The sequence below is a fragment of the Thalassolituus sp. UBA2009 genome (genome assembly GCF_002335285.1).
Taxonomy (GTDB): domain Bacteria; phylum Pseudomonadota; class Gammaproteobacteria; order Pseudomonadales; family Oceanobacteraceae; genus Venatoribacter; species Venatoribacter alkanivorans.
Genome location: NZ_DDCJ01000082.1, coordinates 12,566 through 28,880, shown reverse-complemented (window position 1 = coordinate 28,880; position 16,315 = coordinate 12,566). Strand labels below are relative to the sequence as shown.

Sequence of the window (16,315 nt, the reverse complement as noted above, 5' to 3'; positions counted from 1 at the left end):
TCCTGTTTGTTGCTTTTTGTTGCTGTATCAGACTGAAAGTCTGCCCCAGTATAGCGGCGAGAGCCTGAAGCGCCCATCGCTATACGCCTGAAGAGGTATCCGAATGGCGGAATTCCCCCTTGTGGGCAGGCCTGACCGGCCTACAATCGGCCGACAATAATAATTTCTGCCTGCAGGCATTTTCACCATGATCCAAAGCTACCTACAGTGGGTTATCAGCCACCCGCGCCGCGTTGTGTTTTTTACCCTGTTAATCGTTGGCCTGCTTGCCAGCGGCGTACTGAAGCTGAGCTTTACCAGCGATTTCCGCACCTATTTTGGCCCGGAAAATCCGCAGCTAAAGGCCTTTGAAGCCATGGAGCGCACTTATTCGAATCAGGATAATATTTATTTTCTGGTGCAAACCCCCAACGGCAGCCTGTTTACCCCACAGGGGCTTAGGCTGATAGAACAACTGACTGAACGCGGCTGGCAGCTGCCCTATTCGCAGCGGGTCGACTCGCTGCAGAATTATCAGCACACCCAGGTTGATGGCGATGACCTGCTGATCAACGATTTTTACCGCACAGAAGAATTAGCGGAAGATTTATCCGGCCTCCAGCAACTGGCTATTTCATTACCCGAGCTGCTGCATAAATTAATCTCTGCCGATGGCGGCACCTCCGGCATTAATGTGCGCTTTTTATTACCGGAAGGAAAAAGCGCCGAAAAATCCCCGGAGGTGGTCTACGCCGCCCGCGCCCTGGCCGATGAATTCCGCGCCCGCTACCCGGATTTCAGGATTATGCTCAGCGGTTCACTGGTTTCCAATGTCACCATGGGTGAAGCCATTCATCAGGATATCCAATCATTATTACTGGTGTCTTACCTGGTGATGATCAGCATTATGCTGCTGACCCTGCGCACGCTGTCGGGCACCCTGCTGATTCTCGGCATTATCAGTTTCTCGGTGGTGTCCACCATGGGCCTGTTCGGCTGGCTGGGTTATACCCTGACACCGCCCACCGGTTTTGTACCTACGGCCATAATGACCATTGCCGTCGCCGATACCGTGCATATTCTGGTGTCGTATTATTTTGCCCTGCGCCACGGCCAGCCACGGCAGCAGGCGCTGCTTAACAGTATGAGGCTGAATTTCTCCCCGGTTTTAATCACCAGTATTACCACCATGGTCGGCGTACTTTGCCTGAATACCAGCGACTCTCCACCTTACCGCGATATGGGTAATATGATTGCCGCCGGGGTATTTTTTGCCTGGGCCTTTACCCTCACTTTTCTGCCCGCCGTGCTGGCGTTACTGCCGGTGCCGGAAAAATTACGCGCCGAAAATAACCACCAGTGGATTGACCGTCTGGCCGACCTGATTGTGCGTCATCATAAAGGCCTGCTGCTCAGCATGGTGCTGATTGTTGCCGCCTGCGCCAGCCAGATCAGCCGCAACGAAATTACCGAACGCTGGCATGAATTTTTTGACGAAAGTTTTGAAGTGCGCCAGACCAACGACATGATCGACCGCGAACTGGGCGGCCTGCATCTGCTCTTTATGATTGCCGACAGCCAGCAGGCGGAGGGCATTAATAATGTTGACTATCTGCAGCAGCTGGAAGCCTTCAGTCAGTGGCTGCGTGCTCAGCCCGAGGTCGTACACGTCAGCAGCCTGACCGACATCATTAAACGCCTTAATCAGAATTTAAACGGCGGCGATCCGGCCTTTTACCGCGTACCCGACTCCGCCGAAGCGGCGGCACAGTATTTATTGCTGTACGAACTGTCATTACCGCTGGGGCTGGGTCTGGACGATACGGTCAATAATGACCGCTCGTCTTCACGTCTGCAGGTGCGTTTATACCGCTCCGATTCGGTCAATATTATCCGCGTAGAACAGGCCGCCGTTGCCTGGGCACAACAACATGCACCGCTGTTGCATCTGAGCGAAGCCACCGGCCTCGATGTGGTATTTGCCAACCTTACCTTCCGCAATATTCATGGCATGTTGCAGGGCACCGGCTTCGCGCTGATATTAATTTCGCTGCTGCTGATTGCCGCCTTGCGGTCGTGGAAAATGGGATTAATCAGCATGATTCCGAATATTCTGCCGGCGGCGATGGCCTACGGTTTATGGGGCATGATCAGCGGCCTGGTGGATACCGCCACCTCGGTGGTGGTGTGTCTCAGCCTTGGCATTGTGGTGGATGACACCGTGCATTTTCTCAGTAAATACCAGCACGCACGCAAAGCGCTGGCGATGCAGGCCGCCGATGCCATCCGTTATGCGTTCCACACCGTCGGCGTCGCACTGCTGATTACCTCCGCCATTCTGGTCGGCGGTTTTGCCGTGCTGGAATTTTCGCACTTTAATCCGAGCACCAATATGGGCAACCTGCTGGCGCTGTCGATTGCCGTGGCACTGCTGATTGATTTTCTGCTGCTGCCGCCGCTGTTATTACTGCTCGACCGTGGTGATGCCGGGCGCAACAGAAGCGGCCGCAGCGGCGTCAGCACTATGGCTGAGCAGACCACTCCCGGCGATACCATCAAACACGAACTGGACCGCCAGAGCGCATAATAAAACGCCCATCACGCGGGTAATGACCTGCATGCCGGTTACGCCCAGCAGCTGAGTTAAGCGGCTGGCCGCCAGCAGGCACAACAGCGAGATCAGCATAACGGTTAACAACGCGGCCAGTACCGATAACTGCGCCGTCAGGTCATCGCTGGCCTGCGCCATCAGCAGCATCACCGCGCCCATGGTGCCGGGCCCGGCAATTAACGGCAGCGCCAGCGGAAACACCGCCACATCACCGCGCCGGCGGGCTTCGGCTTCTTCCAGCGGCGTGGTGCTGATGGCGCCGGAATTACGCGCAAACACCATATCCAGACCAATCAGCAGCAGCATAATGCCACCGGCGGTGCGCAGTGCCGCCAGCGAAATACCCAGCGTATGCAGCACCAGATCGCCGACCAGCGCAAACAGCAGCAGTACGCCACTGGCAATCAGCACACCGCGCCAGGCCATGCGCCGTTTCTCCTGCTGGCTGGCATGCAGAGTGATGGCCGCATAAATCGCCGCCACATCCACCGGGCCGACGGTGGCAAACAAGGTTGCCAGTGCCAGCAAAAAACTGTCGTCCATCCCTCTCTCTCCGCTTGGTTTAATCGTCAGCTCTGTGGCCGCTATCGGGCGGATAAAATACGCCACCCTGAGCTTTTAGCACAAACGTACTAGCGTAGTTCAGGCCAACCCGCCGAAGCCTCCATCATAGGCTTGTCGCCCCATACAGCAAGGCATAGCGTGATACAGCCGCTGGCCGCTTCTGCCGGCCAGCGGCGCATTCTTACCAACAATAATAATCAGGGGCCTAGCCACCATGACAATCAAATACCCAACCCGCGGAGGGCTGGCATTGCTGGCCGTACCGCTGCTGCTCAGCGGCTGCATTACCGAACTGCCCGGTGAATTTCCCGATCAGGAAACGCTCTGTACCTTTGACGCCAGCCGCGAAGCACAGCGTGCGGCCTCGGCGGCCAGCTTTCCGCAACCGGAGATTCTGCAATTACTGGTCAATGGCGAACTGCGCTGGAGTGCCGGTTCTGCCAATACTGCACAACTGAATGCCGGTGACGAAGTTACCTTAAAAGGCAGCGGCTTTGGTGGCGGTACCGACATCGACTTCTCAAAAGTCATGCTCGGCAATACCCGTATTCTGGAAACCGACCTGCGCATGTTCACCCAGTACCTGGCCATTAACGATCAGGTGAATTTTGAAAGCGACGAGCAATTCGACAGCTGGGATAAAAACATTCTCAGCTGGAACGACAGCGAAATCCGCTTCCGCGTACCCGACCACGCCAGCAGCGGGCCGTTAATTGTGCAGGTACAAAAGCGCACCGGGTTTAATGAATCATTAAAACATCCGGGCCAGGCCCATAACGTAATTGATGCACAAACCTCACGGATTATTTCCGACACCTTCGAGCACGACTGCGATGTGGTCTCGACCCTGAGCGATGCAAAATCCACCACGCCGATAGATGTCAGCGTGAATAACCCTGGCTTTGAGCAACTGGTGGAAAAAGGCCGTCAGGCTTTCTGGTCTTACGATTACAACATCGGTGTAGCGCACAGCGTGCGCAAACTCGACTGGAATGCGATTTTTAATTACAAAGCCAACGACCCGATTGCCGGCGGTAAAGCCGACCCGGCGAAACTCTTTGGTGCAGTAAAAACCGTACGCGGCGAAGTACCGGACGAAGCCATCGACGATGTGTATTTTAATTCCTACCCGATGGCGACACCGATTCCCGGTTTCTTAACCACACAACCGGCGAAATTCAAAGGCAATACCCGCGACAGCGGCTGGGTGGGTTACCGCTACGCCGAAGCCAACGAGCCTTATAAAGGCAATGGCGAATGGATTGGTTTTAACTGTGCCTCCTGCCACGGCTATAAAGTCAGTTATGAAAAAGCACCGGGCCAGGCCATCAGCAAAGTGATTCCGGGTTTACCTAACCCCAACTGGTCGATGAAATGGACAGTGCTGCAAACCCTCACCAACACCTTCGACGGTATTTATACCAGCGAAGAAGGCCCGAGCTGGAACAGCGGTAAAAAAGACATCGCCAAAGATATGCTGCTTTACCATATGCCCGCCGGTGCCGGTGAACACAATATGGTGCGCGTGGTTGGCGAAGGCAGCCATACCGACAACGACTACCAGTTCTCGCCCATTGCCATTCCGAACGTGACCAATTACATGGCCATCCGCCGTTCGTTATCGCACACCGAATCCTATGTGGGTTTCGAAGGTTCTTATATTCACTCCGAAGAACCGGACGGCGCGCAGGGTGCGATGAGCAAAGAATGGCTCGAAGCCCTGACCGCCTATATGACCACCCTCGATCAGGACGACGATGACCTGCGCAACGTCGGTTTATACCGCTGGCTGAAATACAGCAATAAACTCAGCGCGCAAACCGGCAATGCTCAGTTAAGCGAAGGGGAATTTGTACAGACCGGCTGGCAACAATACGCCGATGTCAGCGCCGCGGTTAACCGTGGTAAGGCCACTTATGAGCGCGACTGCAGCAGCTGCCACAGCGACGGCGTAGGTGCCAATACCAACGAGAAAATGGTAAGGCTGGATGAAGTCGGCCGCTTCTTTACCCCGACCATTTATCAGAAAGAAACCGAATCGGTACGTGCGACTTTCCTGCGCGATCTGTACTGGACTCAGCACCGTGGTTTATTGTCGGACGGCCATGTGCGCAACCTCGAAGATCTGGTCAGCCCGCAACGCTGCACACCGGGCAGTAACCTGTATACCAACTACTACACCCTGCACGCACCGGTACGCCCGGATACCGGTGGCCCGGATCATGTTACGCCGTTCCCCGACCTGAACCGCAAAGGCGACGTGTTCCGTGTACCTAAATCGAAATATTTAACCAAGCTGGATAAAGGCTACAAACGTAACCTCTTTATCGAGCGGCATAAATATTTTGTCAGCGTACCCTGGGACAAAGACCACTATTACTGGGATTACCAGAAAATGCGCGCTGAATACGGCCCGGATGAAATGGGCACCGCCGAGCCGATTGGCATGCCTGCAGCACCGCATCCGTGGTGTGCGCAGAACAGCGCTGAAGTGGATGATTTAGTGCAGTATTTGCTGACGCTTTAATTTTTTCGCGCAGGTGCGCGGGAGAGCATCAGCAGAGCTGTCTGCACTGAGATGTAATAAAACCGGAGTTTCTGCTGGAAGTGCAGCAGAGGCTCCGGTTTTTTTATGGCTGCGATTGGCAGCCGGGCAGCGCGGTTTTGGGCTGAACGTTTGTGGGGAGTGTTTTTTGGGAATGACTGTAGTGCTTTGTGCGAGTGGCTTTAAGGAAGCGGCTTTGAGGAAGCGGCTGTAGGAGCGGCTTTTAGCCGCGATACTGTTTCAGTGGCCGCTGCGCGGGCTGGCTTTTGTAATCATATCGAAGCCTTTGCGGGTGCTCCGCCCCCTGCGCCCCCATGCAAGGAGAAGTCTCTCCTTCCGATCCTCTCTTGCGGCAGTCCGGTGCTGTTCAGTCAACTGCGTGGCCAATCCGGCCCGCACAGCAATTCGCCCGGAGCCTTTTACCCTTTGATAATTGAAATGAATGGGCTCCGGGCCGTACTGTGCTTTCCACCGGATTGTCTGCCTGGTTGACTGGCACCGCACAAATGCCGCGTTCATTCAGACGCAATGCGGCTTTTCAGAGCAAACAGAGTACTTTTTGAAAAGGGGTTTCCATAAACTCAGACGCAATGCCGCATATCAGTTCAGGTACAGCATTGTAGGAACGGGCCATGCCCGCGATGCCGCCGACAAACCTACTAGCGGTCAATCGGATACAGGGAGCGGATCTTAGCGACATGGCCAGCCATACGCTCACGCTGATAGGTAGGGTGGGCACTGCCCACCAAAGCTATTGTCGTCATTTGCCACTTGTAACCAAATTTATCACCGGATTGAACCCCATTGTCGGATCGGCTTTGTAGGAGCGGGCCATGCCCGCGAAACCTCGGAACAATTGATACTGTGGGAACAGCTTTCAGCCGCGATACCCCCGTAGAAGCAGAAATGTAGGGTGGGCACTGCCCACCAAAGCTATTGTCGTCATTTGCCACTTGCAACCAAATCTATCAACAGATTGAACCTCATCCCAAACTTCAGTACTCTCAAACCATAGCAGGGAGGCAGCTACACACTTAACGGACAGATACCTAATCCGATCCCCCTCCCCGCCTGAAACCCCGATATCAAACATGCGCCACTCCTGCCCTGCGCTTATAAGGACGGGCGGCAGCGTGTCTGGAATAAAAAGAGCAGATAGACGCTGGTTACTATCAGAAAGTGATAGTTGCAAAGTGTAAAGAAGATATCAGGACGAAAATACGCATGCGTGTTTATAGTCTGACAAGAAAAAGAATAACGATGATTTTTACAGCCCGGACAATGGGTTAGGCTGGGAGTCTGAATAAGGTCTTAGGTGTGTAAACGAGCACGCCTATGAATAAACTGTTAAGCGCTACTAATCATCAGCATTTTGGAGTAAATCAAAGTGGTAATAGAAAATGCAATTTAGAGTTCTATCTGCATTTATAATTTTTATAGGCTCATACTTGCCATTGGCTTTGATCCTCGCAGTGCAAGATATCCCTATGTCATGGTGGGACAACTCATTCTGTGATTTCTCTGATATAGACAACTGTTTGTTTAACCCATTTAATAGTCCGTATTTATCAATCATATTTATTGCTGTTACTTTTTTATCTGTAGTTGTATCCAATCTTTCTTTGAAGAAGATATCATTTCCATTTAATGCGCAGGTGGAAAGTTCCAAAACAATACCAAATGACATTATTAATTATGTATTTCCATATGTCGTTTCATTTATGGGGATGAGCTATGAAGCACCAGAAAAACTCTTAGGGTTTGCAGTTTTCTTACTTTGGATGTTTGCGATAACATACAAGTCTGGGCAGATCATTATGAACCCACTTTTATTAATGTTCGGCTGGAGGTTGTACGAGGCAAAGATCAATATCAACGGACAGTCTAGAGATGTAAGGATTTTAAAAAAGGGGCATTTAACCCCTGGAAATTATAAAGTCCAAACGATACAAGATTTTTATATTGCACGAGAAAACTAATGACAGCTGACTTTCAATCTTTAAAATCATTTGATTTTGCAAATTCAACACCACATTTGTGGGTTTTCAAGGACAGTAGCAGTGCGACACGTTTCAGAACATTTTATGTTCAAACTGAAGACGGTCTAAACACACAGTTAAAGGATTTCATTGCAACAGAGATTGAGAGGATCACTGAGCATACACCTTATACTTACATATCTCAGACAAATGAGAATAGCTGCCTGTCTATTGACCCTACAAGTACAGATTTTCCACAACTGAAAGCACTAGTGGATCGGCTTGAGAGTGAACATAGAATTACAGATACAAAAGACCTGAAAGGTGCAAAGGGGTATGTAGTTAAATTTACTTCAAACGGAACTACTGTTTATGCAGTAAAAAGATCCACCTCTACATGGAAAACATCATATCCAAAAAAATACATCAATATGATTTTTTCAAATGGTGAATTATCTGGGGTTGAGGACAATAGCTTTTCCATAGAGAAAAATTTTGACTTCTATGTGATTAATAATACTGTTTTCGTCGCTAACAAGCGTGGGTTTGAGTCCGCTATGCAACATAGAGCTGCATATGCTCAGGCATTTACGCTGCTCCAACAAACTCCAGCATTTAGTGGCTTATTTTCTGACATAACTCCTATCATCGAATATGTTGGCACAAATTCCATACAGTTGAGACGGATGGCGGTTATCGAAAAAAAAGGGATTTACAGCAGACCAAACTTTATTCCTACTCTGCAAAGAGTAAATACTACAAGAAATTGGGGTATTAACTTTGACCTATCAAACAACACTATAATTCCTTGTGAAACTACAGCGAGTACTATCATAAATGTTCTGCTTGATCACAGGCTTATGAGTGAGATAACAGATAATATCTATGATGTACCTGATGCGACTCAAGTTTAGGTGCTTAACAAGAAAATCCAAGTGACGCCTACGGCGCACCTGATTTAGGCGTTAGGGCTGCAAGGAGGGTTTTGTGGATTATTTGATACCAAAAGATTTGCCTTATGAATTCTTGAAGTCACTTGGTATATCAACTGTTGAGCGAGTTTCTATTGAGCCGTTCAGTGGTAGTAAGAAGGTTGAGTGCTATAACAACGTTCTAAAGTTCTTAGAGACAAATAGCGGTGAGATCCAATTTGGTTGGTCATTTTCTCAACTTGGGAAGATAGTCCTTAAACTTACGGGTCATGTTGTCATAAAGCTTCCTGATGGCTCATTCAAGTGTGTTACTCCTTCTGAACATGAAGTTTCTGAAATTTACTTTTACCCCGACAACTCTATTATTGCTTCGGTTAATGAGTCGAGGCTTCCGGCGAAAGTATTTGCGCTCGTAGACAATGAAACAGTGAATCGTTTCGTTAAATTTGAAAACCTTCAAAATAAAATGAGGCTAGAAGGTAATGAGCTTGCTATTGAGCTAATTATGCATGACAAATACCTTCTTTCAAGTAAGCTCATCGAGACTTTCAATGCCTATAACGATTAGTCAAGCCCTAACAAACGCATTAACAATTTTTAGCCAATTATGCGGACGTTATGTGTCGTAGAGATATATGGGAATATTTGAAGTATTCATGATCGTTTTTATTCCGGCTGGCACTCTGCTGTTGAATGCCTGGCGGAAGAATATGAACGGTACAAAAAGGTGGCTGCAACTTGCATACCTATTTGTTTCATTGGCGATGGCTGGCTCGCCTTTGATTTATGTACGCAGCATAGAGCCAAACCATACGGCACTTGCGGTTGTATTAGCTGGAGTAGCGTTTTTTTGGTTCGCAATAGTAGGAGGTCGTAGTGCAAAAACATAACAAGTTTCTCAACGATCGCCCTGATCTTCCCCCGCTTTAACGAACACCACCAACGCGCCCGCTAAATCACCCCTCTCTTTCTGCACTCAAAAAGCCCTGCCCTGAACTCAGCTCAGGGCTTCTCTCCCCGCGTCAGACGCGCATTGATATCGGCAATAACGCCCGGTAAATCCGCGACCGAATCAATCACATAATGTGCTCCGGCATCGTTAAAGCGCTGGATTTCTTTGCTGCGGCGCAGTGCCTGTTCGCTGGCGGAAAGCGTTGTTCACTCTCAGTCTGGCTCAAATATCAGAAACCTGGGAATCATCAGCCAGGCATGTTAATTCGGACAACAACTATTAAAAACCGCGTATACTGTCCGTTGTATTGGAGAGATTCTGAAAGTAATAATTTTCAGATCTATTGAAGCCATACCAGGCTGGGAGCAGCGCTTTATGAGTTCATTTCATGTCAGATCCTAGGCAATATATCAGGAATACAAGCGGCGAGTTACTTGGCTATTCCAAATTTGGCGTACTTTGGAATCCGGATCACTCGTCACGCCAGGGTGAGTTTTTCGCCGGAAAAATCTATAACGATGCCAAAATAGTCATTGCCGAACTAGAGCTCGGAAAAGTAATCACTGCCGATGGGGCTTTAGTTGGTGAGGTAAAATCGGTTGGTAATCTTCGTCATGACATTTACCGGCACGGCCAGTGGGTAGGCTATCACGAAGGTGATGACATCCTGTCTGCTGCAGCGGCGCTAATGCTTATATTTGATAAGCTTTAAAAAGAAGCATAATCGGGTATGGCAATGGTTACCTCCCCATCGATTCAAGGTTTAGAATTCATGAAATACACATACTTACTCCCTCTGATCATTGCATGCTCACTTGCCATTGCCGATGCCGATGCGCTACCGGATCTGAATACAATGAGAATTGGGCTGAATTCAGCGGATGCGAAAGAATATGCTTTTTCACTTTATTCTCACGGATCAAAGTTCAGTACTATTCTTGAAAGAATAGAATCCGGTGATCCTGACTGGCTGACATTAGGAAGATTGCTGGAAAAGCACGCAGATGGCTGGATAGCCACTTCATTATTTTTATCGTTCGCCAACGCCATTCAGAACAATCCAAAGTCAGCCTTATCAATCATGACTGACCATGAGATATTTTTATCATGCTCCGTGCCACTATTAGAACCCACTAAGTCTGATTTCGATACATTCGTTAAAAATACAATGGGAGCGGTTCAGGAGCTTGACGATGTGGAATTATCAGAAAAGAAGAAGCTTTGCCTGGGTTACTTAGAAGAAGCCCGATACTTCTCTGAAAACAATTGGCCAGACTCATTTTAGAAGCCATCCAGAGTTAACCATGATAGCTCTTTCGGTCACGGAATCGTTGGCGGGAAGCAAGTGATAACATTGGTGTTTAAAAATGTGGTGTAGGAAAGCCTATGCAGGCGCCATGATCAGGAAACAACCTATCCAATCAAGCTGACATATAAGCTCTCAACTTTGAGCACTACTCTGTGGAGGATGCATGGAGAACAGAAAAATAGGTTCATTAGTAGGCCTGGCCATTGGTGACGCCGTCGGAACAACAGTCGAGTTTGAGATTCGAGGCAACTTTGAACCTGTCACCGATATGATGGGTGGTGGGCCGTTCAGGCTTAATGCCGGCGAGTGGACAGATGATACATCCATGGCTTTATGCCTGGCTCACAGTCTTGTATTCAGAAACGGTTTCGATGCCGTTGATCAGATGAACCGATACTGCAATTGGTATCAATATGGTTACATGAGTTCAACGGGAGAATGCTTCGATATCGGCTTCACGGTATCAACTGCCCTCCGAAGCTATCTTGAAAGCGGCAATCCATTTTCAGGTGCTGTGGATGAATACTCTTCCGGCAATGGCTCTTTAATGAGACTTGCACCAATTCCAATGTTCTTTTCAGATCTGGAAGAGTGCATAAAATTTGCTGGTGAAAGTTCTCGCACAACGCATGGATCAGCAGAGTGCATCGATAGCTGCAAGTTATTCGCGAGCCTTCTTTACCATGCTTATACGAGCACTGAAAAAACTGAAATTTTTACCCGGAATACTTATAAACCGGCCACAGATAAAGTTTCCGGCATATCCGAAGTGCGATTCCTCGATAACTCATATTCACAGCTAACCGGCAGCGGCTATGTTATTGAGAGTCTGGAGTCCGCACTCTGGTGTTTTATGAATAGTAATAGTTTTGAAGAATGTGTACTTATGGCTGCTAACATCGGGAATGATGCGGATACAACGGCTGCCATTGCCGGACAAATCGCGGGAGCCTTTTACGGTCTTGAGAATATCCCCTCACATTGGGTAGATAAATTAGCAATGAAAGATGAAATACTTGAAATTGCCTCTAAGCTCGCGAATGCCGGAAAAAATTAGATATCATGGCTTCGTGAATCATGATCGCCATTGCTTTAACGGACACCACCAACAGCATCCGTTAAAGCATCATCCCACTCTTTGCGCACTCAGAAAGCCCTGCCCTGAATTCCGTTCAGGGCTTTTCTCCCCGCGCCAGACGCGCATTAATATCGGCAATAACGCCCGGTAAATCCGCGACCGAATCAATCACGTAATGTGCTCCGGCATCGTTAAAGCGCTGGGTTGCTTTGCTGCGGCGCTGTGCCTGTTCGCTGGCGGAAAGCGCCTGCCAGTCGGCCAGATCCAGGCCGACTTCGTTGCCGCTGACGCTGACACCGACGGTCCACATACCGGCACGCAGGCCTTCTTCAATACCGGGTAAGGTATCGTCTACTTTAATGCAGGCGTGGACGTGGTTAACGCTCAGTTGCAGCGCTAACGCCAGCGCCATATCGGCGTATGGGCGGCCACGCAGGACATCGGTGGCGAATACACAGGCATCCGGTTCGTAACCCTGATCTTTGGCGGCGATTAATGCCGGTTCCATCATGCCGGGGCCGTAGCCGGTATTACCGCCGATTTTTAACCCCTGCTCACGCAGCTGGTCGTAAGCGGCTTTCCAGCCCGGAATTAATTGTGCACGTTCGCCAACGATGCGCGTCTGAATCGGCGCAAAGGCATGGTACAGGCGGTCGATTTCGGCGCTGTCGGCTTCCTGCCCTTTCACTTCCAGCCAGCGTGCATGAATACGCGGATTGGCCAGCATACGGGTAATGTGTTCGCGTTTTTCGGTACCCATGGGTTCACGCGCTTCGGCCTGGGTTACTTCAATACCTTCGGCGGCGAATAATTCCATAAAGGCGTAAACCGGTGCCAGCGAGCCAAAATCAATGGTGGTGCCCGCCCAGTCGAGAATAACGGCTTCTGTTGGCCCGGCAAAAAAACGTTGCGATTTAAACATGGGTATTGCGCTCCTGCACCACACGGGTGTGCTGAATTAATAGTTCGTAATAATGGTCAATGCCCGGTACTTGTAAGGCCGGTTGTTTACCCTGCTCGTCGTATTTACGCAGCCGTAAAGCGTCGACAAACCAGGGCGAAGATTCAAAGGCGCGGCAGGTGCTTTCATCCATCCAGCCGCCCTGCAGTTCCAGGCTCTGCTGTGATGCCGCCGACAGCGACTCGCGGTAAACGGCATCGGTGGAATATAAATAGCGCTTGGCCGCGACATGCAGACGAATGGGTTTGGTCACGTCATCGGCAAAATACTCACTTAAAAAAGCCGCGCCGACTTTTTCGTGGTAGCCGTTATCGCCACCGGCTTCCGGATGCAGCCCCTGTTCCTGCCAGGTAATTAAATGGCCAACATCATGCAGCAGCGCGGCAATAACCAGATGCGCTGGCGCATTATCCTGTTCGGCAAACCAGGCACATTGCAGAGCATGCCGCGTCTGGGAAATATCTTCCCCCAGTGGCATATGGCCGTAATCGGCAAAGGGTTGCCAGACCTGATCCACGGCTTTGCGTGCCAGCGTGCGTAAGCGCATGATGATTCCTCCGTTGTCGGCTGTCAGAGCCAGAAGCGGTGCTTTTCCAGCGCCTGCAGCAAACGCTGCATATCCTGCGGGAAAACATCACCGATATGGCCAATGCGGAAACACGGCGTTGCCGTTACCTTGCCCGGATAAATCACAAAGCCTTCCTGCTTTAAGCGCTGATACAGCTGGTTAAAATCGAACGCCGGATTATCGGGATATTTAAAGGTCGAAATAAACGGCGATTGTTTATCGCGGCTGACCACACACTCGAACCCCAGTGCCTGCATACCATCGACCAGGGTGCGGTGGTTTTCGGCATAACGCTGTGCCCGGGCGCTGATGCCACCCTCTTCTGCCAGTTCTGCCAGCGCCTGCTGAAAAGCGCGTACCACATGGGTTGGCGAGGTAAAACGCCATTTACCCTGGCCCTGCTCCATGCACTGCCACTGGTCAAATAAATCCAGACTTAACGTGCGCGCACGACCGGCACATTTGGCCAGCGCATCGCGTCTTGCAATCACAAAGCCCATACCGGGCACGCCCTGAATGCATTTATTGGCCGAGCTGATCAGAAAATCGATACCCAGTGCTGCCAGCGGAATTTCGATACCACCAAACGAGCTCATAGCATCGACAATCAGGGTTTTGCCGGCGGCTTTAATCACTTCAGCATAGGCCGCCAGCGGATTCAGAATGCCGGAGGTGGTTTCACAATGAACCAGCGCCACATGGGTAATGGCCGGGTCATCATGCAAAGCCTGATTCAGTTCTTCCAGACTCACCCACTCATGTTCGGCAGCGGTTAACAGCACATAATTAATACGGTGTACCCGCGCCATATCGGCAATGCGCTGACCGTAAGCGCCATTGGCTAAAATCAGCAATTTATCATCGGCCGAAAAGGCACTGCTGATGACACTCTCTACCGCAAAACTGCCACTACCCTGCAGCAGCACCGCACTGTATTCCTCTGCAGCGCACTCTTTTTCACCACAGAGCGCCAGCTCTACCAACTGTTCACGAATAGGCTGCACCACCCCCAGGTTGTAATCGTCATCCCAGGTACACCAGTCACGCAGCATGGTCTGCTTTACACTGGCCGTGGTACTCAGGGGGCCGGGAGTGAGTAATAAATAAGGGTTATTCATAAGTCCGTCACGTTTGCGCCGAGTGGGTTTTTGTATTCTCTTCATTCTGGTCTAGACCAGAATGCGCAAACTATAAAAGCTAACGGAGTGAGCGGCAACGGCAGTTTAATGAAGTTTTTGTGACAGCAATGCAGAGTGTTGGGCTGGAGGATTATTGAGTTCTGTGGCCGCTGCGCGGGATGGCTTTTTTAGTTAAAGGATATCCGTGTAGCCGCTGCGCGGGATGGCTTTTGTAATCTTTGCAATGCCTTTGCGGGTGCTCCGCCCCCTGCGCCCCCATGCAAGGAGAGGTATCTCCTTCCGATCCTCTCTTGCGGCTGTCCGGTGCTGTTCAGTCAACTGCGTGGCCAATCCGGCCCGCACAGCAATTCGCCCGGAGCCTTTTACGGTTTGATAATTGAAATGAATAGACTCCGGGCCGTACTGTGCTTTCCACCGGATTGTCTGCCTGATTGACTGGCACCGCACAAATGCCGCGTTTATTCAGACGCAACGCGGCTTTTTAAAATAGACAAAAGCAGAAGCTGAAAAGCGGTTTCGCGCTATGGTTTTATGCGCCTGCAGGACGCCGGTTTGAATCATTCTGCGCCGGTACGTCCCGGCATGGATGCCGGGCGAGCGAATAGGGCCATGGACGGCCCATTATTCGCGTTACCGCGACCGCAGGATTATTCAGAACGGATTAAGTCCTGCACAGCGCGAAGCAGGGAGTTTGCCCGACCGGCGTGAGGGGTAAGACCCCTCAAAGAGGTCATAGGGCCGGGCGGCAGCCCAAAAAGCCAGCCCGCGCAGCGGCAGTCAGTATTCGCAGAGATTGCTTAGCCGTTCCGCAAAGGCTTCGATATGATTACAAAAGCCAACCCGCGCAGCGGCCACAGAAACAGTATCGCGGCTAAAAGCCGCTCCCACCAAGCCCCTCCCACAAAACAGCTGAAAAAAGAAAATCAGTGACTGGGAATCCGCAGTTCTATCGCACTGTGAACCCAGTGCTCAATATCAAACTCCACCGCTTTGCGCTCCCCTTCATAACGAATACGGCGAATTTCCAGACAGGGCGCGCCGTTAATATGCGACAGCGCGTCGGCCACCTGATCATACACCGCCGACACACAGATACGGTTATCTTCGTGCGTAATTTCGACGTTGTAATCGCGCTGCATCAGGGTGGTGAGCGAGCCTTCCAGGTCTTTTTTCATCAGTTCCGGAAAGCGGCTTTCCGGCAGGTAGATGAATTCGTACAGCACCGGACGACCATCGAGGGAGCGCAGACGCACAAGCTCAATCAGTTTTTCATCAGCGGCAACGGCCAGTGCCGTGCGAGCTGTCTGCGGACCTTTAATACGTTTTTGTGAAATTAATTCGGTGGCCGGAGTGCGTTGTTGCTGCTCCGCCAGCAGGTAGAAATTCACACGCGAAGACGGGTCATATTCCAGCNNCGGCGTCCTGCAGGCGCATAAAACCATAACGCGAAACCGCGCTTCAAAATGAACAACACTCAGCTTTCCATGCCACATAAAAACATGAAATGAAAACAAGCTTCGCGTAATGATTAATGCGCACGTGGCCCGCCGCAGCGAATGATGGTTTTTTTGATCCGCCGGGCATGGATGCCCGGCGAGCGCGCAGCGACAGGGATGTCGCACGGGCGCGTGGTCAGAAAAACCGAGTGAGTAAGGATTTACGGGCCACAAAGCGCGAAGCGGGCCGATTGTGTGCTCC

At 50.6% G+C, this 16,315-nt stretch carries 13 protein-coding genes and 1 pseudogene; 9 read left to right on the top strand and 5 right to left on the bottom strand.

The annotated features are described in order from the left end of the window. Positions 1 to 187: 187 nt before the first annotated feature. A pseudogene (locus tag B3P58_RS10485) lies at positions 188 to 2,398 on the top strand (efflux RND transporter permease subunit); the annotation flags it as partial. Positions 2,399 to 2,443: 45 nt separating this feature from the next. Here the strand turns inward: B3P58_RS10485 and B3P58_RS10480 are convergent. Continuing rightward, a complete protein-coding gene (locus B3P58_RS10480) occupies positions 2,444 to 3,133 on the bottom strand; it encodes a MarC family protein (RefSeq protein WP_145469422.1) in 690 nt (229 codons plus the stop codon). Positions 3,134 to 3,368: 235 nt separating this feature from the next. Between B3P58_RS10480 and B3P58_RS10475 the strand changes: the two genes are divergently transcribed. The 8 genes from B3P58_RS10475 to B3P58_RS10440 all read left to right on the top strand — a co-directional run bounded on the left by B3P58_RS10475 (position 3,369) and on the right by B3P58_RS10440 (position 11,928). Beyond that, positions 3,369 to 5,681, top strand: a complete 2,313-nt coding sequence (locus B3P58_RS10475) for a hypothetical protein (protein WP_286717416.1) — start codon at positions 3,369 to 3,371, stop codon at positions 5,679 to 5,681. 1,418 nt (positions 5,682 to 7,099) lie between these two features. Then, a complete protein-coding gene (locus tag B3P58_RS10470) occupies positions 7,100 to 7,678 on the top strand; it encodes a hypothetical protein (RefSeq protein WP_286717414.1) in 579 nt (192 codons plus the stop codon). Next, complete coding sequence (locus tag B3P58_RS10465; protein WP_286717412.1) at positions 7,678 to 8,592, top strand: DUF4868 domain-containing protein; 915 nt, start codon at positions 7,678 to 7,680, stop codon at positions 8,590 to 8,592. The genes B3P58_RS10470 and B3P58_RS10465 overlap by 1 nt, the downstream gene beginning before the upstream one ends. 73 nt (positions 8,593 to 8,665) lie before the next feature. Continuing rightward, a complete protein-coding gene (locus B3P58_RS10460; RefSeq protein ID WP_286717411.1) occupies positions 8,666 to 9,178 on the top strand; it encodes a hypothetical protein in 513 nt (170 codons plus the stop codon). A 67-nt stretch (positions 9,179 to 9,245) separates the two neighbouring features. Further along, the gene (locus B3P58_RS10455; protein ID WP_286717409.1) at positions 9,246 to 9,500 is read left to right on the top strand and encodes a hypothetical protein; all 255 of its coding nucleotides are present in this window, start codon (positions 9,246 to 9,248) and stop codon (positions 9,498 to 9,500) included. 450 nt (positions 9,501 to 9,950) lie between these two features. Next, entirely contained in the window at positions 9,951 to 10,274 is a 324-nt protein-coding gene (locus B3P58_RS10450; protein WP_286717407.1) for a hypothetical protein, read from the top strand. Between the two features lie 18 nt (positions 10,275 to 10,292). Then, the gene (locus B3P58_RS10445; RefSeq protein ID WP_286717405.1) at positions 10,293 to 10,847 is read left to right on the top strand and encodes a hypothetical protein; all 555 of its coding nucleotides are present in this window, start codon (positions 10,293 to 10,295) and stop codon (positions 10,845 to 10,847) included. Positions 10,848 to 11,034: 187 nt separating this feature from the next. After that, positions 11,035 to 11,928: an ADP-ribosylglycohydrolase family protein gene (locus B3P58_RS10440; RefSeq protein ID WP_286717403.1), complete on the top strand. Its 894-nt coding sequence runs from the start codon at positions 11,035 to 11,037 to the stop codon at positions 11,926 to 11,928. Between the two features lie 115 nt (positions 11,929 to 12,043). Here the strand turns inward: B3P58_RS10440 and phnX are convergent, their stop codons facing one another. The 4 genes from phnX to B3P58_RS10420 form a co-directional block, all read right to left on the bottom strand. Beyond that, entirely contained in the window at positions 12,044 to 12,871 is an 828-nt protein-coding gene (gene phnX / locus B3P58_RS10435) for a phosphonoacetaldehyde hydrolase (RefSeq protein WP_286717401.1), read from the bottom strand. Next, positions 12,864 to 13,457: an HD domain-containing protein gene (locus B3P58_RS10430; protein WP_286717399.1), complete on the bottom strand. Its 594-nt coding sequence runs from the start codon at positions 13,455 to 13,457 to the stop codon at positions 12,864 to 12,866. The genes phnX and B3P58_RS10430 overlap by 8 nt, the downstream gene beginning before the upstream one ends. Before the next feature lie 23 nt (positions 13,458 to 13,480). Beyond that, complete coding sequence (gene phnW / locus B3P58_RS10425; RefSeq protein WP_286717397.1) at positions 13,481 to 14,596, bottom strand: 2-aminoethylphosphonate--pyruvate transaminase; 1,116 nt, start codon at positions 14,594 to 14,596, stop codon at positions 13,481 to 13,483. A 944-nt stretch (positions 14,597 to 15,540) separates the two neighbouring features. Next, positions 15,541 to 16,005, bottom strand: a complete 465-nt coding sequence (locus B3P58_RS10420) for a GntR family transcriptional regulator (protein ID WP_286717395.1) — start codon at positions 16,003 to 16,005, stop codon at positions 15,541 to 15,543. Positions 16,006 to 16,315: the final 310 nt, after the last annotated feature.

Coding starts and splice junctions, on each gene's coding strand:
- B3P58_RS10430 (WP_286717399.1), bottom strand. CDS start 13,457: ATGCGCTTACGCACGCTGGCACGCAAAGCCGTGGATCAGGTCTGGCAA.
- B3P58_RS10455 (WP_286717409.1), top strand. CDS start 9,246: ATGGGAATATTTGAAGTATTCATGATCGTTTTTATTCCGGCTGGCACT.
- B3P58_RS10440 (WP_286717403.1), top strand. CDS start 11,035: ATGGAGAACAGAAAAATAGGTTCATTAGTAGGCCTGGCCATTGGTGAC.
- B3P58_RS10480 (WP_145469422.1), bottom strand. CDS start 3,133: ATGGACGACAGTTTTTTGCTGGCACTGGCAACCTTGTTTGCCACCGTC.
- B3P58_RS10465 (WP_286717412.1), top strand. CDS start 7,678: ATGACAGCTGACTTTCAATCTTTAAAATCATTTGATTTTGCAAATTCA.
- B3P58_RS10445 (WP_286717405.1), top strand. CDS start 10,293: ATGGCAATGGTTACCTCCCCATCGATTCAAGGTTTAGAATTCATGAAA.
- B3P58_RS10450 (WP_286717407.1), top strand. CDS start 9,951: ATGTCAGATCCTAGGCAATATATCAGGAATACAAGCGGCGAGTTACTT.
- phnX (WP_286717401.1), bottom strand. CDS start 12,871: ATGTTTAAATCGCAACGTTTTTTTGCCGGGCCAACAGAAGCCGTTATT.
- phnW (WP_286717397.1), bottom strand. CDS start 14,596: ATGAATAACCCTTATTTATTACTCACTCCCGGCCCCCTGAGTACCACG.
- B3P58_RS10470 (WP_286717414.1), top strand. CDS start 7,100: ATGCAATTTAGAGTTCTATCTGCATTTATAATTTTTATAGGCTCATAC.
- B3P58_RS10475 (WP_286717416.1), top strand. CDS start 3,369: ATGACAATCAAATACCCAACCCGCGGAGGGCTGGCATTGCTGGCCGTA.